General features: G+C 57.6%; 23 protein-coding genes. 8 read left to right on the top strand and 15 right to left on the bottom strand.

Annotated features, from left to right (window positions below):
- Window positions 1-7 precede the first annotated feature (7 nt).
- A complete protein-coding gene (locus tag ABWV33_RS00945) occupies window positions 8-394 on the top strand; it encodes an SAM-dependent methyltransferase (protein WP_353328654.1) in 387 nt (128 codons plus the stop codon).
- Window positions 395-450: 56 nt separating this feature from the next.
- Here ABWV33_RS00945 and ABWV33_RS00940 read toward each other — a convergent pair whose 3' ends face one another.
- Window positions 451-2,055, bottom strand: coding sequence for a GMC family oxidoreductase (locus ABWV33_RS00940; protein ID WP_164620101.1), 1,605 nt, complete (start codon window positions 2,053-2,055; stop codon window positions 451-453).
- 71 nt (window positions 2,056-2,126) lie between these two features.
- Complete coding sequence (gnd, locus tag ABWV33_RS00935) at window positions 2,127-3,527, bottom strand: NADP-dependent phosphogluconate dehydrogenase (RefSeq protein WP_353328651.1); 1,401 nt, start codon at window positions 3,525-3,527, stop codon at window positions 2,127-2,129.
- 168 nt (window positions 3,528-3,695) lie between these two features.
- On the opposite strand from gnd, the gene ABWV33_RS00930 reads away from it, so the two are divergent.
- Window positions 3,696-4,154 carry an NUDIX hydrolase gene (locus ABWV33_RS00930; protein WP_113821771.1) on the top strand — a complete coding sequence of 153 codons (459 nt, stop codon included), beginning with the start codon at window positions 3,696-3,698 and terminating at the stop codon, window positions 4,152-4,154.
- Between the two features lie 91 nt (window positions 4,155-4,245).
- Window positions 4,246-5,724 (top strand): inorganic phosphate transporter, encoded by a 1,479-nt coding sequence (locus tag ABWV33_RS00925; RefSeq protein WP_113821772.1) that lies wholly within the window; start codon window positions 4,246-4,248, stop codon window positions 5,722-5,724.
- 42 nt (window positions 5,725-5,766) lie between these two features.
- On the opposite strand, the gene ABWV33_RS00920 is transcribed toward ABWV33_RS00925, so the two are convergent.
- Together ABWV33_RS00920 and ABWV33_RS00915 are read right to left on the bottom strand one after the other, a co-directional pair.
- Window positions 5,767-6,756, bottom strand: coding sequence for a 2-dehydropantoate 2-reductase (locus ABWV33_RS00920; protein WP_353328649.1), 990 nt, complete (start codon window positions 6,754-6,756; stop codon window positions 5,767-5,769).
- A 65-nt stretch (window positions 6,757-6,821) separates the two neighbouring features.
- On the bottom strand, window positions 6,822-7,802 hold the full coding sequence (locus ABWV33_RS00915; protein WP_353328647.1) for a sterol desaturase family protein: 981 nt from the start codon (window positions 7,800-7,802) through the stop codon (window positions 6,822-6,824).
- Between the two features lie 112 nt (window positions 7,803-7,914).
- Here ABWV33_RS00915 and ABWV33_RS00910 point away from each other — a divergent pair, with 112 nt between their 5' ends.
- Window positions 7,915-8,877 (top strand): LysR family transcriptional regulator, encoded by a 963-nt coding sequence (locus ABWV33_RS00910; RefSeq protein ID WP_353328645.1) that lies wholly within the window; start codon window positions 7,915-7,917, stop codon window positions 8,875-8,877.
- Here the strand turns inward: ABWV33_RS00910 and ABWV33_RS00905 are convergent.
- The 3 genes from ABWV33_RS00905 to ABWV33_RS00895 form a co-directional block, all read right to left on the bottom strand.
- On the bottom strand, window positions 8,853-9,722 hold the full coding sequence (locus ABWV33_RS00905; protein WP_353328644.1) for a GNAT family N-acetyltransferase: 870 nt from the start codon (window positions 9,720-9,722) through the stop codon (window positions 8,853-8,855). The genes ABWV33_RS00910 and ABWV33_RS00905 overlap by 25 nt on opposite strands.
- 20 nt (window positions 9,723-9,742) lie before the next feature.
- On the bottom strand, window positions 9,743-10,669 hold the full coding sequence (argF, locus tag ABWV33_RS00900) for an ornithine carbamoyltransferase (protein WP_353328642.1): 927 nt from the start codon (window positions 10,667-10,669) through the stop codon (window positions 9,743-9,745).
- 72 nt (window positions 10,670-10,741) lie between these two features.
- A complete protein-coding gene (locus ABWV33_RS00895) occupies window positions 10,742-11,929 on the bottom strand; it encodes an aspartate aminotransferase family protein (RefSeq protein WP_353328641.1) in 1,188 nt (395 codons plus the stop codon).
- A 473-nt stretch (window positions 11,930-12,402) separates the two neighbouring features.
- Here ABWV33_RS00895 and ABWV33_RS00890 point away from each other — a divergent pair, with 473 nt between their 5' ends.
- Window positions 12,403-13,299, top strand: coding sequence for a DMT family transporter (locus ABWV33_RS00890; protein WP_353328639.1), 897 nt, complete (start codon window positions 12,403-12,405; stop codon window positions 13,297-13,299).
- Between the two features lie 150 nt (window positions 13,300-13,449).
- The gene (locus ABWV33_RS00885) at window positions 13,450-14,706 is read left to right on the top strand and encodes an MFS transporter (RefSeq protein WP_353328637.1); all 1,257 of its coding nucleotides are present in this window, start codon (window positions 13,450-13,452) and stop codon (window positions 14,704-14,706) included.
- Here ABWV33_RS00885 and ABWV33_RS00880 read toward each other — a convergent pair.
- Complete coding sequence (locus tag ABWV33_RS00880) at window positions 14,703-15,506, bottom strand: ABC transporter permease (protein ID WP_353328635.1); 804 nt, start codon at window positions 15,504-15,506, stop codon at window positions 14,703-14,705. The genes ABWV33_RS00885 and ABWV33_RS00880 overlap by 4 nt on opposite strands.
- Window positions 15,507-15,644: 138 nt before the next feature.
- On the opposite strand from ABWV33_RS00880, the gene ABWV33_RS00875 reads away from it, so the two are divergent.
- On the top strand, window positions 15,645-16,232 hold the full coding sequence (locus tag ABWV33_RS00875) for a GcrA family cell cycle regulator (RefSeq protein ID WP_353328633.1): 588 nt from the start codon (window positions 15,645-15,647) through the stop codon (window positions 16,230-16,232).
- A 184-nt stretch (window positions 16,233-16,416) separates the two neighbouring features.
- Here the strand turns inward: ABWV33_RS00875 and ABWV33_RS00870 are convergent, their stop codons facing one another.
- Window positions 16,417-16,941 (bottom strand): YHS domain-containing (seleno)protein, encoded by a 525-nt coding sequence (locus tag ABWV33_RS00870; protein WP_353328632.1) that lies wholly within the window; start codon window positions 16,939-16,941, stop codon window positions 16,417-16,419.
- A gap of 255 nt (window positions 16,942-17,196) precedes the next feature.
- Between ABWV33_RS00870 and yghU the strand changes: the two genes are divergently transcribed.
- Window positions 17,197-18,075, top strand: coding sequence for a glutathione-dependent disulfide-bond oxidoreductase (gene yghU / locus ABWV33_RS00865; protein ID WP_164620122.1), 879 nt, complete (start codon window positions 17,197-17,199; stop codon window positions 18,073-18,075).
- Window positions 18,076-18,133: 58 nt separating this feature from the next.
- Here the strand turns inward: yghU and ABWV33_RS00860 are convergent, their stop codons facing one another.
- The 6 genes from ABWV33_RS00860 to thrC all read right to left on the bottom strand — a co-directional run bounded on the left by ABWV33_RS00860 (window position 18,134) and on the right by thrC (window position 24,596).
- Entirely contained in the window at window positions 18,134-18,922 is a 789-nt protein-coding gene (locus ABWV33_RS00860) for an SseB family protein (protein ID WP_353328630.1), read from the bottom strand.
- A 116-nt stretch (window positions 18,923-19,038) separates the two neighbouring features.
- Window positions 19,039-20,460 (bottom strand): FAD-binding oxidoreductase, encoded by a 1,422-nt coding sequence (locus ABWV33_RS00855; RefSeq protein WP_113821783.1) that lies wholly within the window; start codon window positions 20,458-20,460, stop codon window positions 19,039-19,041.
- Between the two features lie 23 nt (window positions 20,461-20,483).
- Window positions 20,484-21,308, bottom strand: a complete 825-nt coding sequence (locus tag ABWV33_RS00850) for an MBL fold metallo-hydrolase (protein WP_353328628.1) — start codon at window positions 21,306-21,308, stop codon at window positions 20,484-20,486.
- A gap of 56 nt (window positions 21,309-21,364) precedes the next feature.
- Entirely contained in the window at window positions 21,365-21,949 is a 585-nt protein-coding gene (locus ABWV33_RS00845; protein ID WP_113821785.1) for a GNAT family N-acetyltransferase, read from the bottom strand.
- The gene (locus ABWV33_RS00840) at window positions 21,949-23,211 is read right to left on the bottom strand and encodes a M16 family metallopeptidase (protein WP_113821786.1); all 1,263 of its coding nucleotides are present in this window, start codon (window positions 23,209-23,211) and stop codon (window positions 21,949-21,951) included. Before ABWV33_RS00840 ends, ABWV33_RS00845 begins: the two co-directional genes overlap by 1 nt.
- Window positions 23,208-24,596: a threonine synthase gene (gene thrC / locus ABWV33_RS00835; protein WP_353328626.1), complete on the bottom strand. Its 1,389-nt coding sequence runs from the start codon at window positions 24,594-24,596 to the stop codon at window positions 23,208-23,210. The genes ABWV33_RS00840 and thrC overlap by 4 nt, the downstream gene beginning before the upstream one ends.
- Window positions 24,597-24,598: the final 2 nt, after the last annotated feature.

Below are 24,598 nucleotides of genomic sequence, written 5' to 3'. Positions count from 1 at the left end.
CAAACCGATGCTCCCTACTCTCACTTTCATTGGCCACCTCGAAACCCCGTACAAAACCCTGAACGACTGCCCTAATAACATCCAACACGACGGGCCAACGTGCGAGGTTGTATTGGACTCCAACTGTGCCGCTGGCTTGTCGGGCCTGAAACATGGGCAAAACGTTCTGTTGCTCTACTGGTTCGAAGGCGTGGACAGATCCTTGCTCTTGCAACGTCCCGGCAACAAGCCCGACAAAGACCCGGTTGGCGTCTTCAGCCTGCTTTCGCCACACAGACCCAACCCAATCGCCGCCTCTGTTGTGCAAATACAGGCCATCAATGGCGATAGAGTTGCCGTACAGGGGTTAGATTGTCTGGATGGAACCAAACTGATCGACATCAAACCAGCATAGCAAAATCCCTTGGGGCGGCTTTATCGGCCGCCCGACCGTCAGTAGACGCCCCAAGTTCAAGCGTTGCGGATCATATCGGCGGCTTTTTCTGCAATCATGATGACCGGTGATGCGGTGTTGCCTGATACAATTTTAGGCATGATCGACGCATCAATGACCCGCAATCCGTCCAGCCCATGCACCCGCAAATCAGCGCCTACAACTGCCATCGTATCACTGCCCATTTTACATGTGCCCGTCGGGTGGAAAATCGTGGTGGCAATATTGCCTGCTTCGGCGACCAGTTCTGCCTCGGACTGAACCGAGGGACCGGGCAAGAATTCCTCAGGCTGATAGGGCTGCAAAGCCTTGGCTGTCATCACTTGGCGTGCCTGTTTGATCGCGGTGACCGCAACCTGTTTGTCTCGCGCGGCACTCAGATAATTCAACTGAATATGCGGCTGAGGGTCAGTCTCTTTTGTGGTGATGTGACAGGCCCCCACACTTTCAGGACGCAGATTACAGACCGAAACGGTAATGGCCGGGAACGGGTGCAATGGATCACCCAGCTTGTCGGTCGACAGTGGTTGCACGTGATATTCCAGATCAGGCGTTTCCAGCGCAGGGTCAGATTTGGTGAACAGACCAAACTGACTGGGGGCCATGGCCAATGGCCCAGATCGCGACGTGGCATATTGCATCCCGATCTTCATTCGCCCAATCAGCGAGTTCGCTTTCTCATTCAGGGTCTCGGTATTCTTCACTTTGAACACGGTTCGAATTTGTAAATGGTCCTGCAGATTTTCTCCAACACCGGGCAGATCATGCGTTGGCGTGATCCCCAAACCGCTCAAACGATCAGACTGCCCAATTCCAGAAAGTTCCAAAATCTTGGGCGAGTTAATTGCTCCGGCTGCCAGCAGCACCTCGCGCCCCGCCTCAACCGTCATCGATTGACCTTTGTGGCGAAACGCAACACCCGTGACGCGCTTCCCGTCCAATATCAGATGATCCGTCACCGCATGGGTCAACACCCGTAGATTGGGCCGCTTCATCGCCGGGCGTAAGAACGCCTTGGTCGTGTTCCAACGCACCCCGTTCTTTTGGTTCACCTCAAAGAAACCCGATCCCTCGTTGGTCCCAGAGTTAAAATCCTCGGTGGGCTGATAGCCAAATTCACGCGCGCCCTCCTGAAAGGCGCTCAGAATATCCCAACTCAGGCGTTGTTTCGTGACCTTCCACTCGCCGCCCGCACCGTGCAGATCAGTTTCGCCGTCGTGGTGATCCTCGGATTTGCGAAAATACGGCAGCACATCCGCCCAACTCCAACCCGCGTTGCCCATCTGCCGCCAACCATCATAATCCGCCGCCTGTCCCCGCATATAGATCATGCCGTTGATCGAGGTGCAGCCGCCCAAAACCTTACCGCGCGGATACACCAGCGAACGGCCATTCAAGCCCGGTTCTGGTGCGGTCTTCATCATCCAGTCAACGCGCGGATTGCCGATACAATAAAGGTAACCAACCGGAATATGGACCCAATGATAGCGGTCATTGCCCCCGGCCTCTAACAGCAAAACCTTGGTGCCGGGGTCTTCGCTCAGACGATTGGCCAGCACACATCCAGCCGTGCCGCCGCCCACAATCACATAGTCATAGCTTCCATCAAGTGGCTGCCCCATTGGTGCTGTCTCCCTCAGACCAAGGCGCGGCGTTTACACGCCTGGGTCAAATATTTCGTGTAAATCTTGGGTCATGCGCCCCAATTGCCGTGATGGACCCCGTCGTGATCCACCCGCCTGAACCCATGCGCGCCAAAGGCATCGCGTTGGCCTTGGATTAAATTGGCGGTACCGCGCGCTTGCCGGGCACTGTCATACCAACTTAGTGCCGCCGCCATGGCTGGCATCGGCAAACCAGCTTGCATCGCCGCCGACACGGTTTGACGCAACGCAGGCAGGATGGGCGTCAACAATTCACCCACGGCGGGTACGAGCAGAACCGGCTCTGACCCGCTGGCACGTAACATCTCGGCCAGATCATCCAAAAAACTGGACCGGATAATGCAGCCTGCACGCCAGATTTCGGCAATCTCGGCCAAGTCCAGCGCCCACGTAAACTCAGCAGAGGCCGCGCGCAAAATCTCAAACCCTTGAATATGGGCCAGAATACGCCCTGCAAACAACGCCTGCGCCAAGACATCTGGTGCGGGCAACACCACATCCAAAGCCCCGGCAGGCAACACATCAGCCGCCGCTACACGCCCCTCCTTTGCAGAGGACCAAGCGCGTGCGCCCACAGCCGCTTCAATGGTCGAGGCCGATTGACCCAGCTTGAGCGCCTCGATCAGCGTCCACCGACCGGTGCCCTTTTGACCTGCCTGATCCTGGATCAGATCTACCAGCGGCTTGCCGGTCTCCGGGTCAATAGTTTGCAATACCTTGGCCGTGGTTTCGATCAGATAAGATGACAGGGGGCCATCATTCCAGCCTGCAAGCACGGCACCGATGTCAGCCGCCGGCATCCCGGCATGATCGCGCAGCAGGCCATAGACCTCGGCAATCATCTGCATATCAGCGTATTCTATACCGTTGTGTACCGTCTTGACGAAATGCCCGGCGCCGTCCGGCCCCACATGCGCCACACAGGGCAATCCCTGAAACTCTGCGGCGATCGGCTCTAACACCGGGCGCAACTGGGCCCAACTGTGCTCCGATCCCCCCACCATCATTGACGGGCCGGTGCGCGCGCCTTCTTCGCCACCGGAAACACCCATCCCCACAAAGTGAAGCCCGGTTCCGGCAAAATCACTGGATCGGCGGCGCGTATCGTTAAAATCGGCGTTCCCCGCATCAATCAACGTATCCCCTGCGTCCAGCAACGGCTGCAATTGCGCAATCATCGTATCAATCGGTGCACCCGAGGGGATCATCATCAAGATCAACCGTGGCGTCTCTAGATTTGCGACAAATGCCTGCAACGTTTCAGCGCCACTCAGGTGGTCCGCCAACGGTCCTGCCTCTTTCAGAAACGGTGCGATCCACTCGATCTCACGGTTACAAACAACAGTCGGGATGCCACGGCTGGCAAAGTTCAACGCCAAAGCGCTGCCCATGGTTCCCAAACCGTATACGCCGATCCGCGCTTTGCTCATCCATCACCTCTGTGGTCTTGGTTCTTGCAATCTGCGTCAGGACGCCAGTGGACGCAAGATGACCAATTGCGATTAGTTTCCAGTGGCAAACGTTGCACTTAGTGAAAAAACACCTATGTTCAACAGGAATTGGTGCACATAACTGCATCAAAAGAGCAGAAACGCGCGATGACTGAAAAATGGACCAAAGCATGGCATGAGGTTGTAAGACCTCTGATCCAGCGCCCGTATCAGGTGCAGGTCGCCGCATTGTGTCTACGCTCAACGCCCAAGGGCCAAGAAGTCCTTCTAATCACCAGTCGTGGAACCGGTCGCTGGATTGTCCCCAAGGGGTGGCATATCGCCGGCATGAACGGGGCCGAAGCCGCCGTCCAAGAAGCTTGGGAAGAAGCTGGCGTGAAAACCGCAGGCTATGATCCGGAACCTGTTGGCCAGTACCGCTATGACAAAAAGCTGTTCGCTGGCGTTTCTCAACCGGTCCGCGCCAATGTATATCGAATCGATGTAGCAGCTTTGTCCGATGACTACCCCGAAGCGGGGCAGCGCGAGCGTCGCTGGATTTCGACCAAGGAAGCTGCGAACCTGGTCCGCGAGCCCCAATTACAAGCCTTGTTGCGGCATTTGTAACACCTTTACGTCAGTTCTATGTCAACAGACTTGCCTCATTGTTCATGAGTCTCTAACCGCAGGCGCGACCACTGGATGGAAAGCCTCGGCCATGACCAATACCCCGATCAAGACCAAATGGACCACTTTGGATAAGGATCTGAACAGGATCTCGCGAATGGAGCTTGCCACATCGTACGTGGCACGACCACTGATCGGGACCGGCATTGCGATGGCCTTCATCATCACAGCCGCACTGATCGCAGCAATTTTCTTTAGCGACACTCCCGGCAGCTATATCGTGATCGCAGCCGCAGCCGTTGGCGCCTATATGGCGATCAACATCGGGGCAAACGATGTTGCCAACAACATGGGTCCGGCTGTTGGCGCAAATGCGTTGTCTATGGGCGGGGCCATTGTCATCGCAGCAATCGCTGAAAGTGCCGGTGCTCTGCTGGCAGGGGGCGACGTGGTCTCGACCATTTCCAAAGGCATCATCGATCCGATGTCCGTCCAAAACAGCGAAGTGTTCGTCTGGGCGATGATGGCCGCGCTGATCTCTTCGGCGCTATGGGTGAATCTCGCAACTTGGGTCGGCGCCCCTGTTTCGACCACGCATTCGGTCGTCGGTGGTGTTATGGGCGCAGGGATCGCGGCTGCAGGCATGGCCGCAGTGAACTGGCCCACAATGGGCAAGATCGCCGCCAGCTGGGTGATTTCACCCGTTCTGGGCGGGGCCATTGCTGCCCTGTTTTTGGCCATCATCAAAGCCAAAATCCAATACCAAGAGGACAAAATCGGCGCCGCGCGTCGTTGGGTTCCCATCCTCGTGGCCATTATGGCTGGCGCTTTTGCGGCCTATCTGTCGGTCAAAGGTCTCAAGCGGATCGTTAAGATTGAGCTAGAGGTCGCAGTCCTGATCGGTTTGGCCACAGCAGTCGTGACATGGGCCGCGACCGTCCCTTGGGTACGCCGCAAATCCGAAGGTCTGGAGAACCGCACACGCTCTCTAAAAACCTTGTTTGGCCTGCCCTTGGTTGTGTCCGCCGCCTTCCTCAGCTTTGCTCATGGGGCCAACGACGTCGCCAATGCGGTTGGCCCGCTGGCCGCGATTGTGCACGCGACTGAATTTGGTGATTTCGCCTCCAAAGTGTCTATCCCGATGTGGGTGATGATCATCGGCGCCTTTGGTATCTCGTTTGGCCTGTTCCTCTTTGGTCCCAAACTGATCCGGATGGTGGGCAGTCAGATCACCAAGCTGAACCCCATGCGGGCATTCTGTGTGGCCCTGTCTGCAGCGATCACCGTGATCGTCGCCAGCTCTTTGGGTCTGCCAGTCAGCTCCACCCATATCGCCGTCGGCGGCGTGTTTGGGGTCGGGTTCTTCCGTGAATGGGATTCCGAGCGTCGCCGCCGTCTCTCCACTGGGACCGCCAAAATCAAGCCCGCATTTGCTCGTGAAGAACGCCAGCGCCGCAAACTGGTGCGCCGGTCACACTTCATGACCATCATTGCCGCCTGGGTCATCACGGTCCCTGCCGCCGCTTTGATGTCTGGCGTCATCTTCTGGCTTTTGACTGCCTTTATCTAAGCAAACCGGGACAGGTCACGCACACGCGGGCCTGTCCCGGCCTCATCCCCATATCTGCTTCGGGGAATATTGCGGTTGAACGACCCCCTCCTGTGACGCTCTGTTGATCAACTCCGCGACACGGACGCAGACCGGCGTTTCACATCCGTATTGCGCGCCCAGTGCGATGATTTCCCCCTGCAAACTGTCAATCTCAGTCGGGCGCTGTTCGGCCAGATCATAGGCCATTGAAGTGCGCGCCGTGGGGTCAATTGTCAGCATCTGCGCTGCAATCCTTGAGAACAGCGCAGTTGGCAGACGCAAAACAAACGGCATCATCCAGACCGGCAAAGGCGTGGTTGGCTGCGCCTCGATCCCAGCCGCCTTTAGGACACGTATCGCCTCGGCCGCTTGATCCGCCATCAATCGTCTCCAAGCCCGGTCTGACAACTGTTCAAGGATCGTGAGCCCGGACAGGGCGTTCAACGCATTGTTCAGGTTTACCACCAGTTTGCCCCACTGCACCGCCTCGATGCGCGCACTTTCAGTGACACTCAGATCGGGCGCATTCAACGCTTTGGCCAGATCCCCGGCCCCCGTCTCAATCACAATATCGCCCGAGGTCGCGCGGTGAAAACACCCTGCCCCTGATGGCACCACGTTGAACGGAACCATCCCGGCCCGTACATCCCGCCCGACAAGTCCCGCACGCAGGCTTGTTCCGTTGTCCATCCCATTCTGCCAAGAAATCACTGGGGCCTGAGCCGGGGCGTGCGCTGCAATCAACGCGGTCATTTCCGCAGTGGCTCGGGATTTGACGGTGACAATCACCACTTCAGCGTCCGCAAGACAGGTCGGATCGGTGGCAAGGGTCAACCGATCCGCCTCAATCATCTGCGTCATCCCAGAGAAATCGGTGCATGTCAGCCCGTGTTCGGCAATTTCGCCCAGAATCCGAGGCCGCCCCAGCAAAGTCACCTGATGCCCCGCCGCTGCCAAAAGCCCACCGGTAAAGCACCCGATACTGCCCGCGCCCGCGATCACAATTCGCATTCGACCTCTCCCCATGTTCCTCAAACGCGATCTTGCGTCGGAAGACAAGGAGAGACAACTCTTGCTCAGCCAGCGCGGCGTTGACGTCGCGATTTCAACCGCTGATGCGCCTCGGGCGTACCATCATGGAACGAGCCGAACCACTTGTCCCATGGCATTTCCAGATTGCCGTAATTCACCTCGAAATACCTGTGGTGCATCTGGTGGTGAAACGTCCCCAATGCCAGCGATTTTCGATCCTTAACCAACAAGCTCTCATAGCCCGTATGCGAGCTGGCCGCTGTCAGGCCCTGATGCTGCAAATGGAACAGAATGTGCAACGGATGCGCGGGCACGATGAAATGGATCAGAATCGAGGTAAAGAAAAAGAACGCCTCGAACGGGTGCATCGATAGTCCCGACCATGGCCCCACATTGACGTTGCGGTGGTGCAACGCGTGGGCAAACCGATACAGCGGCCCCCAATGCAAGGCCCGATGTATCCAGTAGAAATGGAACGAAATCCACACTGGTGTCAGCAGGAAAAACAACACAAACAAAATGGGATGTTCAGATGGAACCAACATCGGCACCCAGCCATTGGCCATGCCCCAAAACATCAGCACCTCAAAAAAAGTCCAACAGGCCACACCACTGCCCAAGGTCCAGAACATGTTGTCATGCACTTGATTAGAGAACGTGAATTGCTTGCCATTGCCAGACAACGGCCGGGGATCAAACTTGAGCCTTTCACCCTGCTTCTTGGCGCTGAAAAAGAACAGATGCAGCCCGCCTGCAACCAATATCATCAATGCCAGATTGCGCAGCCAGATCAGCACAATCCAATCTATCGACAGGCTCGCCATACGCTCCATCGCCGGGGTCAACCAGGTCCAGCTGACAAAAGCAATCAACAGAACAATCACGTTCTCCGCGACTCCCAGCCAACGATCCGCAACCCATGTCGCTATGCGGACCGGATTGGGCGGCCAACTGAAAAACGGCGAAACCGCAACCGGTACATCCGGCGTATGCGCCCAGCCGGGCAATTTGGGGGAGTCGGACATCGGAACCTCTGCGCGTTACGTGGATGGTGTTGACGCAGGGTGGCATGCCAATCTAATCAAGAAAAACAGAAAGGTTTGAAAACCTTTCTCAGATTTTCTGAGGAATAGCCCGATGGATGACCTGCGCCTCTCTTTGCGTTTGCTGCGCGCCTTTATGTTTGCAGTCGATAATGGCTCGATCACCGGGGCGGCAACCGCGTTGAACGTGGCCCCCTCTGCCGTGGCCGCAGCATTGGACCGGGTCGAGGCGGAATTTGGCACGTCACTGGTCGTACGCGCCCGCGCCCGCGGCATCACCGCAACCCCCGCAGGTCGCGCCTTAGCCGCTCGTATCCGCCCCCTGATCGAGGATTATTCTAACGTTATGCAAGAGGGCTACGCCCTTAGCCAAGGTTTGCGCGGAACACTTAATATAGGATATTACGCCCCCGTTGCGCCCGCATTTCTCCCAATCATCTTGCAAAAATTACAGAAACAAAGCCTGGACCTTAAATTCAACCTGCAAGAATGCGACAACAAAACGGCACAATCCGGGCTTTTGGATGGCACATTGGACATCGCCCTGTTCGCCGGGGATGATCTGCTGACAGGGGTCGAAACCCGGCCTCTGATGGACCTGCCCCCCTATGCGCTGTTGCCCGAGGGGCATGCCCTGGCCACCGCTGACGTACTCCAATTCAGCGATCTCAGCAACGTGCCGTTGGTCTTGTTGGATCTGCCCGTTGCAGGGGCCTATGTCCGGGGATTGTTCCGCACAACCGGCGTCACACCCGATATTGTCGCCACCGTCAGCAGCGTAGAAATGGTCCGCTCTCTGGTTGGGGCTGGCATGGGTGCCGCCGTACTGAACATGCGCCCGCGCACCACGCTCAGCTACGGTGGCGACGCACTTCGCGCTATCCCCCTAATCGACGGAGCCAGCCTGAACCTGGTCTCTGGTCGCGCCGCCGGGGCACCGCGCCGTCTGGTGCAAGTGTTCCAAGACACCCTGCACAGCTGGTTCAACAGCCCCGCGGCACTGGACTTGATTGCCCAGCCCCCGCGCCCCGGTCAGGCCGGCAGCGACCAGCCATAAATCAAGTTGTCAGACTGCCAAAGCGGGCCTTTGTCCTGACACTCAGCAATCACATCCCCACCGCAGGCTGCGTAAAACGCGACCGCCGGTGCATTGTCCCGCACCACGGCTAGCGTGACCTGCTGCGCACCGCGTTGATGTGAAATGGCCTGACCAAGCTGCAATAACTGCCGCCCTAGCCCTGCACCCCGCGCAGCCCTAGCGACATAAAGATGTTCAATCTCGCCCGCACATTCAGACAGGGCACACAATCCAATCAGCTCTCCATCCCGTTCAACCACAACCGCTTGGGCCCCAAACGCCAACCGATCCCGCCAATAGGCCGTGCGCCGCACCATGTTCAGGGCCAGACGCACCTCAGGCGGCGCAATCTTGGCATAGGTTTCCTGCCAAACCCGGAAATGCAGCGCGGCGACCGCCTCATACTCCTCCAGCCCGGCCAATCGCTGGGTCAGCCCCCCATCGACATAGCTATGCCCCGCCATGATCCACGCCGCCTGCGCCGCTCTTTGCTGTGCCGAACGTACCAAAAGGTAATCTCGATCAAAGGTCGATGTCACAAAGACCCCCAACCCAGCCTCGGAAATCGGGCGCACCGCCGCCAGCACAACGCCGGGCACATCCAAATCCACAAGGTTACTCACCTGCACGGCCTGCCACCCACCCGAGGTCTCAACCCCGTCGGGCACACGGTCCGCCAAACACAGAATAGATGTTTCGTCGGGGGCTTGGGTGGCGCTCACCAGCCCCGGACCAGATACCCAATCAGGCACACCTTTTTCGGGCGCGCGCCGGGACACCGCATAGGTCCCCGGCAGCGCGTTTAACAGCAACTGCACAGTCATTTTTTCAGATCACAGTTAAATTAAGAGCCAAGGCACCAGCGCATGATCGCTTTTTGCGCATGCAGACGGTTCTCAGCTTCGTCGAAAATCACCGACTGCGAGCCATCCATAACCGCGCTGGTGACTTCTTCTTCGCGGTGCGCAGGCAAGCAATGCATGAACAAAGCGTCCGGCTTGGCGTGGCTCATCAGCTCATCATTGACCTGATAGGGGCGCAGCATGTTGTGGCGCCGCTCTTTGGCCGATTGCGCGTCATGCATCGACACCCACGTGTCCGCAACAATCAGATCCGCACCCTCAACCGCTTTGAACGCATCACGCTCAATGACGACCGTGCTGCCCTTTTGACGGGCAAATCCCATGAATTCCTCTTCGGGGTCCAATTGGGCTGGCCCGGTAAAGGTCAAATCAAACCCAAACTGGCCCGCCGCATGCAGGAACGAGGCACAGACGTTGTTTCCATCCCCAGCCCACACAACCTTCTTGCCCTTGATCGAACCACGATGTTCTTCATAGGTCAGAATATCCGCCATGATCTGGCAAGGGTGCGTGCGATCTGTCAAACCGTTGATCACCGGAACATCCGCGTATTCGGCCATTTCCGTCAGAACCGCCTCGTCAAAGGTCCGGATCATGATCATATCGACATAGCGGCTAAGCACGCGGGCGGTATCGGCGATGGTTTCACCATGCCCCAACTGCATGTCCTTGCCCGACAACACCATGGATTGCCCGCCCATCTGGCGCACACCCACATCAAAAGAAACGCGCGTCCGGGTTGACGGTTTTTCAAAAATCAACGCGACCATGCGATCCTTAAGCGGTTGATCTTCATCCACCGCTGCCTTTGGTTGCCCCGCGCGGGCCTGCTTGGTCTTTGCCGCCTGATCAATCATCGACCGCAAATCAGCCGCATCAGTTTTGTGAATGTCTAGAAAATGGTTCATGTCTGTATCGCTTTTGCTTTTCGGCGCCGATGGGAACATCGCCCCACCCTGCCGTATCAGTCCCGAGTAATGTTAAGCTGTCGCCAGCTGAGTTTCGACCAGCGCCGCCGCCTTATCCAGCCGCGCCACGGCCTCGGCAATATCGTCATCTGTCAGTGTCAGGGGCGGCAACAATCGGATCACATTGTCTGCTGCAGGCACGGTGATGACCTGATTGTCATAGCCCGCATTGACCACATCAATATTCACCGCCACGCATTTCAGCCCCAACATCAGGCCCGACCCACGCACCGATTCAAACACCTCGGGGTGGTCCGCAACCAACCCTTCCAGCTTTTGGCGCAGCAGGCCGGATTTGCGGTTCACTTCGGCCAGAAACTCCGCATCCGCCACGTGATCCATCACAGCACAACCCACGGCGCATCCCAACGGGTTACCGCCATAGGTCGACCCATGGGTCCCTGCCGTCATGCCACTGGCCGCGTCCTCTGTGGCCAGAACCGCCCCCAAGGGAAAGCCCCCGCCGATGCCTTTGGCAACCATCATGATATCCGGGGTGATCCCCGCCCATTCATAGGCAAACAACTTGCCTGTCCGGCCCACACCGCACTGAACCTCGTCCAGAATCAGCAACAAGCCGTGCTCATCACAGATCTGACGCAACGCCTTCATTTCCGCATCAGGGACCGGACGAATGCCGCCCTCACCCTGCACCGGTTCAATCATGATCGCCGCTGTTTTGTCGGTGATCGCATTGGTCACCCCATCCAGATCGCCAAAAGTCAGATGTACAAAGCCGGGCAGCATTGGCCCAAACCCTTTGGTCATCTTTTCCGACCCTGCCGCGGCAATCCCTGCCGAAGACCGACCATGGAATGACCCGTCAAAAGTCAGAATCTCGATCCGTTCAGGCTGGCCCTTTTCATAGAAATACTTGCGCGCCATTTTGACTGCCAACTCACAGGCTTCGGTGCCCGAGTTGGTGAAAAATACGGTATCCGCAAAAGTGTTGTCGACCAGCTTGTCCGCCAACGCCTGCTGTTGTGGAATCTCATACAAGTTCGACACATGCCACAGCGCCTGCGCCTGTGTGGTCAGCGCCTCGACCAGCGCCGGATGCGCATGGCCCAGCGCGTTCACCGCAATGCCCGCACCCAGATCCAAAAAGCGTCGCCCATCAGCCTCGATCAGCCAAGTGCCTTCGCCCTTCACAAACTGAAGCGGCGCACGGTTATAAGTCGGCAGAACGGACGGGATCATCTGGATCATCCTTTTTGGATACTTGAGCCCCGATGAGTGCATCACAAGGGGCGGTTTCGTCAACATTTTGGAGAGGGGTGCGCGGATTTAGTCGCGCCGAGGATCAATCGGGTCGGTACGCAAATTAGCGTCGGCGTCGGACAGACGTGATATGTGTGTGTTTGATCATGACGCGATGCTTAGCCGAGGATCCACCAGAAGAAAACCCCCTATCGGACGCGTTCACTTCCGATATGGCTAATTTTAACTCAAAATGACCAATTCGGCACTCCGATTTGACCACTTCACATACTTCACCGACCCCACCAAACGACACATCCACCACGGCCAAAACGACCGCAAAACGTTGTTTTTAAAAGGTATTCACATCTATAAAATCAAACGGCATTCCACATCGCATTCATCACAGTCGAAATTCCAAATAACCGGCATTTTTCCTTGCCAATCCCCCAAAACAGGCGCACCGCTTGGCCATGTTCGAACCCAAAGCCCAAAACCCTGCATTGGCTGCGCTACTGATCTTCATCGCCTCGGCCTTCATCGCGGGCACGACCCTGTTCGCCAAAGCTTTGGGTACAGAGACGCTTGGGGCCCCGCTCAGCCCGTTTCAGATCAGCCACGGGCGATTCCTCTTTGCGTTTATGGCCATCGCGACCGCTGTCGCCGTCATGCGCCCCCCGCTCAGCCGCCCCCACTGGCGTCTGCATATCGGGCGCACCCTGTTTGGATGGGGCGGCGTAACCCTCATGTTTGCCTCGGTCGCGTTCATTCCGATGTCAGATGCGACGGCCATTTCATTCCTGAACCCCGTGTTTGCCATGGTTCTGGCTATTCCCCTCTTGAAGGAACGGGTCGGCCCATGGCGGTGGAGCGCGGCCGGCATCGCCCTGATTGGCGCCGTGATCTTATTGCGCCCAACCCCAGACAGCTTTCAACCCGCGGCCTTTTTGGCCCTGGGGGCCGCCGTGATCATGGGATTAGAGCTGATCATCATCAAAAAGCTCTCAGGTCGCGAATCACCGTTTCAGATCCTGCTCGTGAACAATGCGCTTGGCTTGGGCATCGCCACGCTGGCTGTGCTGCCTGTTTGGCAAATGCCAACACTGCACCAATGGATGGCCCTCGTCGGGATTGGCCTGCTTATGGCCTGCGCGCAGGCGTGTTTTGTGAACGCAATGGCACGCGCGGACGCATCATTTGTTGCGCCCTTTAGCTATGCAACGCTGATCTTTGCAGCCCTTTATGATTTTGTGGGTTTCGACGTGATCCCGGACGCCATCAGCCTCAGCGGTGCGGTTATCATTCTCAGCGGTGCCCTGCTGCTCGCCTGGCGTGAAGGCTATAACAAATCCTTAAAATCAAAAGCTTAACGGCTCCCAATCGCTGAAACCCACAAAATCATGCACTTCGCGGTCAAATTTTCCTGAACGCGGCCTGTCCGCGACGCTAATGTCGTATTTCCGAATGAAGGCCCTCTTCAAAGGCGCAATCTGACCTTAGTTTGTTAGCGAGGACGCGCCATGCATGAACGCCGTATTCCCGAATGGGTCCGCCACGCCCCCGCGCCATCGGTTCGTGATTTTGGTATCCTTGCCGGTCTCGAAGCCGTCGTGCGCGGAATCCTGATCTCGGTCTTTCCGCTCGTAATCTATCGCGCCCTTGGCGATGCCGGGGCGGTGTCGTCTGTGTACTTTTCCATTGGGATCGTTTCACTGCTCGTGGGCCTGATGGTGCCGTCGCTGATCCGCTTTGTGCCCCGCCGTTGGGCTTATAGCTTTGGTACCGGCCTGTTCATCGTTTCCGCCCTCCTCGCGATCGAAGGCAGCCCCATGGCTGTCATCGCCGCGCTGGCCCTGAACACGGTTGCAGCGGTGACCACCTTTATCTGCTTCAACGCCTATGTGCTGGATTACATCAATCGGATTGAACTGGGAAAATGTGAAACCAGCCGCATGCTCTACAGCGCCCTAGGCTGGACCGGTGGGCCGATGATGGGCGTTATCGCTATGGAATATTGGCCGCCCGCGCCCTTTGTCATCAGCGCACTGGCCGCCGTTGCGATGCTGATAGTGTTTTGGCGTATGCGGCTGGGCAATGGCAAACATATCTCGCGGGCCAAGGCCCAAACCGGCAACCCGCTGACCTTTCTGCCCCGTTTCTTTGCCCAACCCCGGTTGGTGGCCGGATGGTTGTTTGCCGTAATCAGATCCTGCGGCTGGTGGATCTATGTGGTCTACCTGCCGATTTTCGCCATCGAGGCCGGTTTAGGCGACCAACTCGGAGGCATCCTGCTGTCTTTTACCAACGGCATGCTGTTTGCGGCTCCCCTGATCCTGCGCTGGATGCAGCGAACTTCCGTCAAACGCACCGTGCGCACCGGGTTTCTCGCCGCCGCCGCTTGCTTCATTGCCGCAACCGCACTGGCAGGATTGCCCAGTCTCGCCGTTGCCATGATGGTTGCGGGGTCGCTGTGGCTCATCGTTCTGGACATCAGCGCCGGTCTGCCCTTCCTGATGGCCGTGAAACCCTCGGAACGCACCGAAATGTCGGCCGTCTATTCCAGCTATCGCGATGTTTCAGGCATCCTCACCCCCGGCGCGGCCTGGCTCGTCTTGCTGGTTTCGCCCGTGGCCGGAATCTTTGCTGCAGGCGGGGCCGCCATGATCGGCGCCTGGGCCATCGCCGCGCATCTGCATCCGCGATTGGGCAAGGCGCGAATCACCATGGAGCCCGCAAAACCGCCAAGCGACTCTGAAACCCCGTTGGAACTGGCTTAAGGCTTCAGCCGATAGCCGGTTTTCAACATCCACCACGCGATCAGGCACACCGTAAATGTGGCCCCGCTGCACACGGCAAACCCCAACAACGGGGAGCTGTCCGAGGTTCCGATCACACCAAACCGAACCCCATCAATCAGGTAGAACACCGGGTTCATATGGGTGATCTTGTTCAAAACAGGCGGCAACGCGTCGACCGAATAAAACGTGCCGGACAAAAACGCCAAAGGGGTCACGATAAAATTGGTGATTGCGGCCATCTGATCAAACTTATTGGCAAAAACCCCGGCCACAATGCCAACTGCCCCCATGAACGTGGCCCCCAACACTACAAAAGCAAACGCCACTATTGGATGCACCGGAACAATCCCCAAACCCAAGGCCAGCGCGGTTCCGATTCCCAACGCAACCAACAGCCCCCGCGCAAGCCCGCCTGCCAGATAGCCCAACACCAGTTCCAACGCCGACAACGGCGGCATCAATGTGTCCACGATGTTGCCTTGTACCTTGGTGATCACCAACGAGGACGACGTATTGGCAAAGGCGTTCTGAATCACCGTCATCATCAATAGCCCCGGCGCCAGAAAAGTCATGAACGACACGCCCATCACATCTCCCCGCCCCGGTCCAACGGCGATAGTGAAAATCAACAGAAACAACCCCGTCGTCACCAGTGGCGCCAGCAACGTCTGCGTCCAAACCACACAGAATCGCATCGTTTCGCGCTTTGCCAGCGTATAAAGCCCCAGCCAATTCATCCGTCCAAAGCGGCGTTCACCCAATTCCACGAAGTCCGACATGTGCTTTGTTCCCTACGCTGGCGAATCTGATTCGAAGTGCCTTGTAACTCGGGGCGCAGTGATTAGAATAGAGCGCTGAAACGAATTCCAAAGGCGGCCATCAAAATGGGCCGCTTTCCCGCTTTTGAAAGGCAAGCCATGTCCTGGACTGACGAGCGCGTTGAACTGCTCAAAAAAATGTGGGGCGAGGGCCAATCGGCCAGCCAGATCGCAAAAGAACTAGGCGGAGTAACCCGCAACGCCGTGATCGGCAAAGTACACCGTCTGGGCCTGTCGAACCGGACCACGGGTGCGACAGCCGCCAAAGCGGACGCCAAGCCGAAACCCAAGGCCGAACCGAAACCAGCCCCGCCCAAGGCCGAATCCAAACCATCGCCCAAGACCGAGCCCGCACGCCCGGTGCCTGCGGCAACCCCGGCATCCGAATCGCGCCCGATCTCGGCGCGCAAACAGATCATCCCAGCCGGTCAGCCGCTGCCGCCGCAGCCTTCGGCAAACGAAATCAGCCCCGAAGCGCTGGCCAAGGTGAACGAGGTCGAGAAGAAATCCAAAAAGATCACCTTGATGGAATTGACCGAGCGGACCTGCAAATGGCCGGTTGGTGACCCCGCAACCGAAGATTTCTGGTTCTGCGGTCTGCCTGTTCAACAAGGCAAACCCTATTGCGAAGCCCACGTCGGCGTGGCCTTCCAACCAATGAGCGCCCGCCGCGACCGTCGCCGCTAACCGCTTTTGACACCGTACACACGACACAAACCCTGCGCTCCTGCGCGGGGTTTTGTTTTTTCAGCTGCGCGTTCCCACGTGCACAGCGCTGCCCCCGAACCTCCCCCAAGGGTCGTCCATAGAGCCCAAACAAAAAACGCCCAGGATCTCTCCCGGGCGCGCACTGGCTACAAACCCTTGAACTTTAGTTCTTGATCGGTGCCGCTGATGTGAAATCAGGGATCTTATTTTCCGATGCGTCTTTGCCTTCGATACCCGGCCAGTTGTTCTGCGCCAGATCAATGTTGCCCGGAATGTCTTCTTCCCAGAACCCAACCACGTTTTTGGTGATGTTCAAGAACAGCTTGTCGTCAACGATGCGCCACAAGTTGGGGTTGCCCGGCACTTTGCCGCCCTTGGACACGCCGTAGGCACAGTGACCATCGTACTGGGGCGCGTAATACGCAGGGTTCTTTTCAAAGGCATCGCGATTTGCTTCGGTTGAAAACGCAAAAGTTGATCCGTTGTAATCTGCAGTAATGGCGGCATTGCCTTTGACGCCAGCCTGTTGGGCGGTGCCAACAGCCGATTGAGGCAAGCTACGGTAGGCAACAACATCATACCCAGAAACAGCAAAGCCTGTTCCATCAATATATTGCTCACCCGCAAATGCGGGGACAGCAAAAGCAGTGACTGCTGCGGTGGCCAAGGCCAGAGCGAAATTTTTCATAGCGGGGGTCCTTTGTGGGTCCATTCAAAGAGGTAAGCGCCAGCAATTCTGGGCCTGTTCTAACAATAGGGATATTCTGAACTAAACGAAGACCACCTCGCGTCGCTGTGACAGCACAAGAGATTTCGTGATCAGACGCAGCGGAATATTTCAAACAACCCTTGTGCATGGCCCTCTGTTGAATTTTGATTACCCGCGCACTAGCTCGCCTATTGGGGGCGACGCTGCCCAGACCTAACACGGATGATCTACACCATGAGTGATGACACAACCTACACCCCGCCCGCAGTTTGGACTTGGGACAGCGAAAGCGGTGGACGCTTCGCCAATATCAACCGCCCTATCGCCGGGGCCACGCATGACAAGGACCTCTCGGTCGGGAAACACCCGCTGCAACTCTATTCACTGGCAACCCCCAATGGCGTCAAAGTCACCGTCATGCTCGAAGAGCTGCTGGAACTGGGCCACAGCGGTGCAGAATACGACGCCTGGCTGGTGAACATCGGCGAAGGCGACCAATTCAGCAGCGGTTTTGTTGGGGCGAACCCGAATTCCAAGATCCCGGCCCTGATGGATCACAGCGGCGACACACCAGTGCGCGTGTTTGAATCCGGATCTATCCTCGTGCACCTTGCCGAAAAGTTTGACGCCTTCCTGCCCAAAGACGGCCCCGCACGGACCGAGGTCATGAACTGGCTGTTCTGGCAAATGGGCAGCGCGCCCTATCTTGGCGGTGGGTTCGGCCATTTCTACGCCTATGCACCAGAGAAGTGGCAATATCCCATCGATCGTTTTTCGATGGAAACCAAACGCCAACTGGACGTTCTGGACCGCGAATTGGCTGAAAACACCTATATCGCAGGCGACGATTACACCATCGCCGATATGGCAATCTGGGCTTGGTACGGGCAACTGGTGCTGGGTCGCCTCTACGATGCAGCCGAATTCCTCGATGTCACCAGCTATACGCACGTGATGCGCTGGGCCAAAGCGATCGACGCCCGTCCCGCCGTGAGCCGAGGCCGCAAAGTGAACCGTGCTTTTGGTGAGCTGCACACCCAACTGCGCGAACGCCACGACGCCAGCGACTTTGACACCAAAACTCAAGACAAGCTCGAAGCAGAGGCGCAGTAGCGCTGACGCGCGGGCCCGGGGGCTGGCTGCATGCAGCCAGCCCCCGGGCCCGCGCCCCTCACTTCAACAGCGGCGGTTTGTCCGGGTCGCTACCGGGGATTACAGGCTGGTATGTTTTGGTTTCTGGTTTAGGCAATTCAAAACACAGCCCCACCTTGGCCAGTTTAACCGCTACCTGATCGATTCCGTCGAAAAAGCCAACGTCCAGTGCCCCCGCATCAATCCCAGAAAACGTCAACGACTCTGAGACGGCTTTGGCCAAGGCACCTTGCGCGCCCTCTACCACATCGACAAAGCCCAGCAGATGCCCCCGGCTGTCATCGCCATAAGTCACCCCAACCAGATACGCTCGCTTAGCCAGGCCACCCGCTGTCGCCAGTTTTGTATCCAGCGCTGAAATCAGCACACCTGGCAATCCAACAGGTGCGGACACTTCGGCAATCGCAGTCTCGACTTCATCCGGTGCATGACCGAGTGTGGACAGCAACCATTGCACCGCATCTGCAGGGATCAAAATCGACGAAGGGGCCACCTCAAGGTTCACCCCCAAGCCAATGCCTTGCCCTTCGAGCATCCCTGCCAGAATACGGCCCGAAATTGCCGCATAAGGTGCGCTGCCTTTCGCAAAATCCGCCAATCGCTCTTCGCGATCAAAAACCAGAACAAACTGCCCATCCGCAACATCGAACATTTCTGGAGACAGATTGTCACCATCGGCTTCTTCGTTCAGCAGCAAAAACAATTCACTGTCGGCCAGCCGCTCGTAAAACCGCAACCGGGCGCCATCATCGCCAAGGTCTGCCTCCATCGCCGCATGTGCGATATCCAGTGGTGTCGCCTCGTCCATAGCCGTCCCCTTGTGCTCTGGTCGCTGACACTGATCGCCTGCAGACCCCGCTCTCGAAATCAGGGACAGTCCGTAATATGCCCCCCACCCAGAGGCAAGCCCAACCTCACGCGCGTCTAGCCCGCCACAGCAAGCACCGCCCCGGGATTCATGATCCCACGCGGGTCCAGCGCGGTTTTGATCGCCCGCATCGCCGCCAACTTTACCGGGTCCCCATAGCGTTCCAGCTCCGCGACCTTGAGCCGCCCAATCCCATGTTCCGCACTGATGGATCCGTCCATCTCCTGCACCAGATCATGCACAACCCGCGTTACCTGCGCTTTGACACCGCTAAAGTCCGCCCGATTTTCACCTTGAGGCGGATACACGTTGAAATGCAAATTCCCATCGCCCAAATGCCCAAAGCAATTGATCCGCAATCCACCCAGCTCAGCTATCCGGCGTTGCCCTTCGGCGACAAACGCCGGGATCAATGAAATCGGCACCGAAATATCGTGACTTGCGATCGACCCGACCAACCGGTTCGCCTCGGGGATGTTTTCGCGTACGTTCCACAAATCTGCGCGCTGCGCCTCGGACTGGGCAATGACCCCGTCCGACACCAGATCGCGCTCGAGTCCTGCCTCAAACAACCGCTCCAGAGCCGCAGTCGGATCCAAGCCCTCTGCAAGACCCAGCTCGATCAGAATGGACCACTCAGGGCGGTGATCAAAGGGTTGGCGCACCATTGGCAAGACCTCGGACAGAAACGCCAGCCCCTGCCCGTGGATCAACTCAAACGTACTGACGCCTTCGCCGACCTGATCCCGCGCCATCGACAACAACGCAAGGGCCGCATCCGCAGATGGCACCACCATCATCGCCGTGCCCACCCCAACCGGAACCGGCGACAGTTTCAGCGCCGCCGCCGTGATGATACCCAAAGTCCCCTCGGAACCAATCAACAGATTGCGCAGGTCATACCCGGTGTTGTCTTTGCGCAGCCGCGACAGCCCATGCCAGATATCACCATTGGGCAACACCGCCTCCAGCCCCAGACACAAATCCCGCGTATTGCCATAGCGCAGCACATTGACCCCGCCCGCATTCACCGCCAGATTGCCCCCAATTCGACACGACCCCTCAGCTGCTAAGGATAAGGGAAACAATCGGTTTGCACCCGAGGCCGCCGCCTGCACATCCGCCAGGATCGCACCAGCCTCAGCCACCAATACATTTTCATCCGGGTAAATCCCCCGGATCGCGGTCATCCGTTCCAACGAAACAACCAAGGGTGCTGGGCCATCGGGCTTGACCTGTCCGACCACCAGCCCCGTCCCGCCACCATAAGGCACCACCGGCACGCATGCCTCATCCGCACAACGAACCAGCGTTGAAACTTCCTCAACCGTGCGTGGCGCGGCCAACACCCCGGCCTTCCCCGCATATCGTCCGCGCGGCTCGTCCAGGTATCTGGGTTCGATGTCCCGCACGACACCCTCGGGTAGCCGTGTGCGCAACAGCGCTGCAAAACTTTCATCTGCTGCGTTCAGTTTCATCCTGTACCCTTGTCCTGCTGCGCTTACTCAGCCTGTTCAACCAGATATTTGGGTTGCAACACAAGCACTGTTGGCCGATCCGGCAGATTTGCCAACGAAACCTCGACCGAGGACTCTGAACTGCGTTGCACCTCAAACACATCGGACACACCGCTCAGAAACACCTCCAAAGTGAAATCACCGAACCAATGCATCGGGATCACCAGTGATGACTTCAGCCGCCTGAGAACCGAAATCATTTCAGGCAACGGCATGGTCGTGCCGCCATCCACCGCCGCCATCACCACATCCAGCCGACCAAGGGCTGCAAATTGTGCATCCGTCGGCACATGATGCAAATGCCCCAGATGGCCGATGCACAACCCTTCGACCTCGAATACAAAAATCGAATTGCCGCGCGGCTCGACGCCTGCAAATTGGGATCGTATGTCGGTCGATACATTACGGATTAGCATCTCACCCAGGTCCAGATGATGCTCGATCCCTTCGCCGAATGCCCCCCATCCCTGTAAAACATGTGGGATTGCAGGGTCAGGAAAGGCCGTCCAATGGGTTTCATGGGCATGGTTCATTGTGACCACATCCGGGATCATCGCCGCCGTCCCGGTAAACCCGGTGAAATCCGTCACCACATTCAGCCCGCCCTGCGTCTGCAACAGAAACGAGGCATGCGCGATGTAACTCAGCCGAACGGAATAATTGGGTATCGGATCCTGCCAACCCGCAAGGGTCACATAACGCAGGCCCGGCGCTGTCTCAGCCAGCGCAATGCAATGGCTCGACCGCCGATCCTGCGCGCCAACACTGGCCGCTAACGTGCAAAAAAGAAGGGTCCAAAACCACCGCATAACTGAAACATTAACGCATCAGCGCTCAAAGTCATGCCTGTGTTTTTTGTGCGCCTTTATCCGGCGTCCGTACGCCCACGCCGATCTGACCGCAACGAGGCATACAAAACATGGGTTCGCCACCGTCCGTCGATCTGCAGATAAGATTGCGCCACGCCCTCATATTTAAAGCCCGAGCTTTCCAGCAACCCGCGCGACGCGGTGTTTTCTGGCAAACAGGCCGCTTCGATCCGGCTCAAATCCAGACGAGCAAAGGCGTAATGCAACATCGCGCCAATGGCCTCGCGCATATAGCCGTTGCGCGCATAACATTCCCCGGTCCAATACCCGACCGTTCCCGCTTGTGCCGGGCCACGTCGGATGTTGTCCAAGGTGATCGCGCCGACCAACCGGTCATCCTCGCGCCGGAACAGAAACAACGGAATCGCCGATCCTGCCGAAACTGACCGTTGCGCCCAATAAACCCGATTGGTGAACGCCTTGCGCCCCAGATGGTCATGGGCCCAGCTAGGTTCCCACGGCGTCAGATACTCTTGACTAGAGCGGCGCAAGGCAGACCATTCCCGATAGTCCGAATGCACCGGTGGGCGCAGGCTCAGACGTTCGGTCTCGATCTTTAACTTGCGCTTGCCCAAAAGCATCAAGCAGCGCGCCTTTCTTGCAGCTCCGCCAAGGTCGGTGCCGTGTCGATCGGCCCATAAACCGCCAAGGCAGCAGGCGCTTTGATTGCAATCATTTCAGCAAAGGCACGCACGTCTTCGGTGGTCACGGCATCAATCCGAGCGATCGTATCCTCAAGCGAGGGCACATCGTTCCAGATCTGCACCAAACGCGCCAGACGTTCGGCGCGATTCGACGGACTTTCCAACCCCATCAGCATCCCGGCCTTCATCTGCGCTCGCGCCCGGGCGACCTCTTGCGGGGTCATGTCTTCAGCAGCGCGCTTCATCTCATCAATGGTGATACCGGCCAGCTCAGCTACCTGATCCGCCGAGGTCCCGGCGTAAATCGTGGTCGACCCGGTATCCGCATAGGCGCCCGCCTGCGCAAAGATTGTGTAGCACAAACCGCGCTTTTCCCGCACCTCTTGGAACAGACGGCTCGACATGCCGCCCCCCAACGCGCTGGAATAAATCTGAGCAGTATAGATTTCATCGTCACGATAGCCGGGGCTTTCCAAAGCCAGCGCAAAATGCACCTGCTCCAGATCCTTGGCCTGACGCGCCTCACCACCGGTGAACAACGCAGGCGATGGGATTAGACCCTTGCGCGGCTTCAAATGACCAAACATCTCGGTGGCCAACTTCACCAACACGTCGTGATCAACTGCACCGGCGGCTGACAGGATCATCTGCTCAGGACCGTAGTGCTCGTTCACAAAACTCGACAGATCGTCCCGCGAAAACGCGCTGACCCGCTCTGTTGGGCCCAGAATGGTCCGGCCCAACGGCTGATCCCGGTAACTCTCTTCCTGCAACCAGTCAAAGATCACATCGTCCGGCGTATCCGCCGCCTGACCGATTTCCTGCAAGATCACGCCGCGCTCGACTTCGATCTCTTTGGGGTCAAACACAGGGTTCATGACGATATCGCCAATCACATCCATCGCAAGCGGCACATCTGCCTTCAACACCCGCGCGTAATAGGCCGTCACCTCGCGCGAAGTGTAGGCGTTGATATAGCCACCCACATCTTCGATCGATTCCGCAATCTCTAAAGCAGTCCGCCGTTTCGTGCCCTTGAACGCCATATGCTCAAGGAAATGCGCGATACCGTTCTGTTCGATCCGCTCGTGCCGCCCCCCGGCTGAAACCCAGATCCCAATCGAGGCCGATTCCAGCCCCGGCATATGTTCACTTACGATACGAAAGCCGTTGGGCAGTTGGTCTTGTTGAACAGTCACGTGGCGATATGCCCTTTGATATGAGTTTTCAGTGCGCCCAGATCGTTGCCAATCCGGGTTACGCGTTCCGACCTGTCATATAGATCCGCCATGCGCGGGGGAAGAGGCGGATGTACGCCGCTTGCATCTTCAACCGCCGCCGGGAATTTCGCCGGGTGCGCAGTCGCCAAAGTGATCATCGGCGTGGTGCTAACCCGCTCATCTTCTGCAACTTTTACGCCCACAGCCGAATGCGGGCACAACAACTCGCCGCTCGACGCCAGTGTCGATTTGATGGTCGCCAGTGTTTCTTCTTCGGACACACGCCCCGAATCAAACACCTCTTGCAGCGCTTCCATCGCGCCTTGGCTCACATCAAAGCCACCGGATTTCAGCTCTTCCATCAACTGCGCCACCGCGCCAGCGTCCTGCCCATAGGCATAATACAACGCGCGCTCAAAGTTAGAGCTGACCTGAATATCCATCGACGGGCTGATCGACGGAATCGTATCGCCCTTGTGATAGCCCTGCCCGCTCAGACAGCGATGCAGAATGTCGTTCTGATTGGTGGCCACCACCAGACGATCAATCGGCAGGCCCATTTTCTTGGCCACCAAACCGGCAAAGATGTCGCCAAAGTTGCCCGTTGGAACGGTATAGCTGATCTTGCGGTGCGGCGCGCCCAGACTGACAGCGGACGAGAAGTAATACACCACCTGCGCCAGAACCCGTGCAATGTTGATCGAATTCACACCCGCCAGCCTTACGCCATCGCGGAACTCAAAATCATTGAACATCTCTTTGACGGCCGCCTGGCAATCGTCGAAATCCCCATCTACAGCCAAGGCATGCACGTTGGCCTCTTGTGGTGTGCTCATCTGACGGCGCTGCACTTCGGACACCCGGCCGTGTGGGTAGAGAATGAACACATCTACCGCGTCCAAGCCCTTGAACGCCTCCATCGCCGCCGACCCGGTATCTCCAGACGTCGCGCCCACAATGGTCACCCGCTCATTGCGCTTTTTCAACGCCACCTGAAACAACTGACCAATCAGCTGCATCGCAAAGTCTTTGAACGCCAGCGTTGGACCGTGGAACAGCTCCAGCAGGAAATGCCCCTCGTTCAGCTGCACCAACGGCGCACGCGCCGCATGGCCAAACCCGGCATAGGCCCGGTCAATAATGCCGCGCAGCTCAACATCGTCAAAGCTGTCGCCGACAAAGGGCTTCATCACCCGGAACGCGACTTCCTCATAAGTCTGGCCCGCCATAGCGGCGATTTCATCGCTCGTGAACATCGGGATCTCGGCAGGCACATACAGCCCCCCATCCCGCGCCAAACCAGTCAACATGGCCTCGTCAAATGTCAGCTCGGGCGCTTGCCCACGGGTCGAGATATATTTCATCG

This window comes from Phaeobacter sp. NW0010-22 (genome assembly GCF_040365955.1).
GTDB lineage: Bacteria > Pseudomonadota > Alphaproteobacteria > Rhodobacterales > Rhodobacteraceae > OMPR01.
The sequence above is the reverse complement of the archived record's forward strand: the minus strand, read 5'-3'. Positions and strand labels throughout refer to the sequence as shown.

What these genes read in the sequence shown, in the direction of transcription:
- ABWV33_RS00930 (WP_113821771.1), top strand. Translation starts at nt 3,696, where the DNA reads ATGACTGAAAAATGGACCAAAGCATGGCATGAGGTTGTAAGACCTCTG.
- ABWV33_RS00845 (WP_113821785.1), bottom strand. Translation starts at nt 21,949, where the DNA reads ATGCTTTTGGGCAAGCGCAAGTTAAAGATCGAGACCGAACGTCTGAGC.
- ABWV33_RS00890 (WP_353328639.1), top strand. Translation starts at nt 12,403, where the DNA reads ATGTTCGAACCCAAAGCCCAAAACCCTGCATTGGCTGCGCTACTGATC.
- gnd (WP_353328651.1), bottom strand. Translation starts at nt 3,527, where the DNA reads ATGAGCAAAGCGCGGATCGGCGTATACGGTTTGGGAACCATGGGCAGC.
- ABWV33_RS00870 (WP_353328632.1), bottom strand. Translation starts at nt 16,941, where the DNA reads ATGAAAAATTTCGCTCTGGCCTTGGCCACCGCAGCAGTCACTGCTTTT.
- yghU (WP_164620122.1), top strand. Translation starts at nt 17,197, where the DNA reads ATGAGTGATGACACAACCTACACCCCGCCCGCAGTTTGGACTTGGGAC.
- ABWV33_RS00910 (WP_353328645.1), top strand. Translation starts at nt 7,915, where the DNA reads ATGGATGACCTGCGCCTCTCTTTGCGTTTGCTGCGCGCCTTTATGTTT.
- ABWV33_RS00875 (WP_353328633.1), top strand. Translation starts at nt 15,645, where the DNA reads ATGTCCTGGACTGACGAGCGCGTTGAACTGCTCAAAAAAATGTGGGGC.
- ABWV33_RS00880 (WP_353328635.1), bottom strand. Translation starts at nt 15,506, where the DNA reads ATGTCGGACTTCGTGGAATTGGGTGAACGCCGCTTTGGACGGATGAAT.
- ABWV33_RS00905 (WP_353328644.1), bottom strand. Translation starts at nt 9,722, where the DNA reads ATGACTGTGCAGTTGCTGTTAAACGCGCTGCCGGGGACCTATGCGGTG.
- ABWV33_RS00885 (WP_353328637.1), top strand. Translation starts at nt 13,450, where the DNA reads ATGCATGAACGCCGTATTCCCGAATGGGTCCGCCACGCCCCCGCGCCA.
- ABWV33_RS00925 (WP_113821772.1), top strand. Translation starts at nt 4,246, where the DNA reads ATGACCAATACCCCGATCAAGACCAAATGGACCACTTTGGATAAGGAT.
- thrC (WP_353328626.1), bottom strand. Translation starts at nt 24,596, where the DNA reads ATGAAATATATCTCGACCCGTGGGCAAGCGCCCGAGCTGACATTTGAC.
- ABWV33_RS00850 (WP_353328628.1), bottom strand. Translation starts at nt 21,308, where the DNA reads ATGCGGTGGTTTTGGACCCTTCTTTTTTGCACGTTAGCGGCCAGTGTT.
- ABWV33_RS00915 (WP_353328647.1), bottom strand. Translation starts at nt 7,802, where the DNA reads ATGTCCGACTCCCCCAAATTGCCCGGCTGGGCGCATACGCCGGATGTA.
- ABWV33_RS00895 (WP_353328641.1), bottom strand. Translation starts at nt 11,929, where the DNA reads ATGATCCCGTCCGTTCTGCCGACTTATAACCGTGCGCCGCTTCAGTTT.
- ABWV33_RS00940 (WP_164620101.1), bottom strand. Translation starts at nt 2,055, where the DNA reads ATGGGGCAGCCACTTGATGGAAGCTATGACTATGTGATTGTGGGCGGC.
- ABWV33_RS00860 (WP_353328630.1), bottom strand. Translation starts at nt 18,922, where the DNA reads ATGGACGAGGCGACACCACTGGATATCGCACATGCGGCGATGGAGGCA.
- ABWV33_RS00920 (WP_353328649.1), bottom strand. Translation starts at nt 6,756, where the DNA reads ATGCGAATTGTGATCGCGGGCGCGGGCAGTATCGGGTGCTTTACCGGT.
- ABWV33_RS00945 (WP_353328654.1), top strand. Translation starts at nt 8, where the DNA reads ATGCTCCCTACTCTCACTTTCATTGGCCACCTCGAAACCCCGTACAAA.
- ABWV33_RS00855 (WP_113821783.1), bottom strand. Translation starts at nt 20,460, where the DNA reads ATGAAACTGAACGCAGCAGATGAAAGTTTTGCAGCGCTGTTGCGCACA.
- argF (WP_353328642.1), bottom strand. Translation starts at nt 10,669, where the DNA reads ATGAACCATTTTCTAGACATTCACAAAACTGATGCGGCTGATTTGCGG.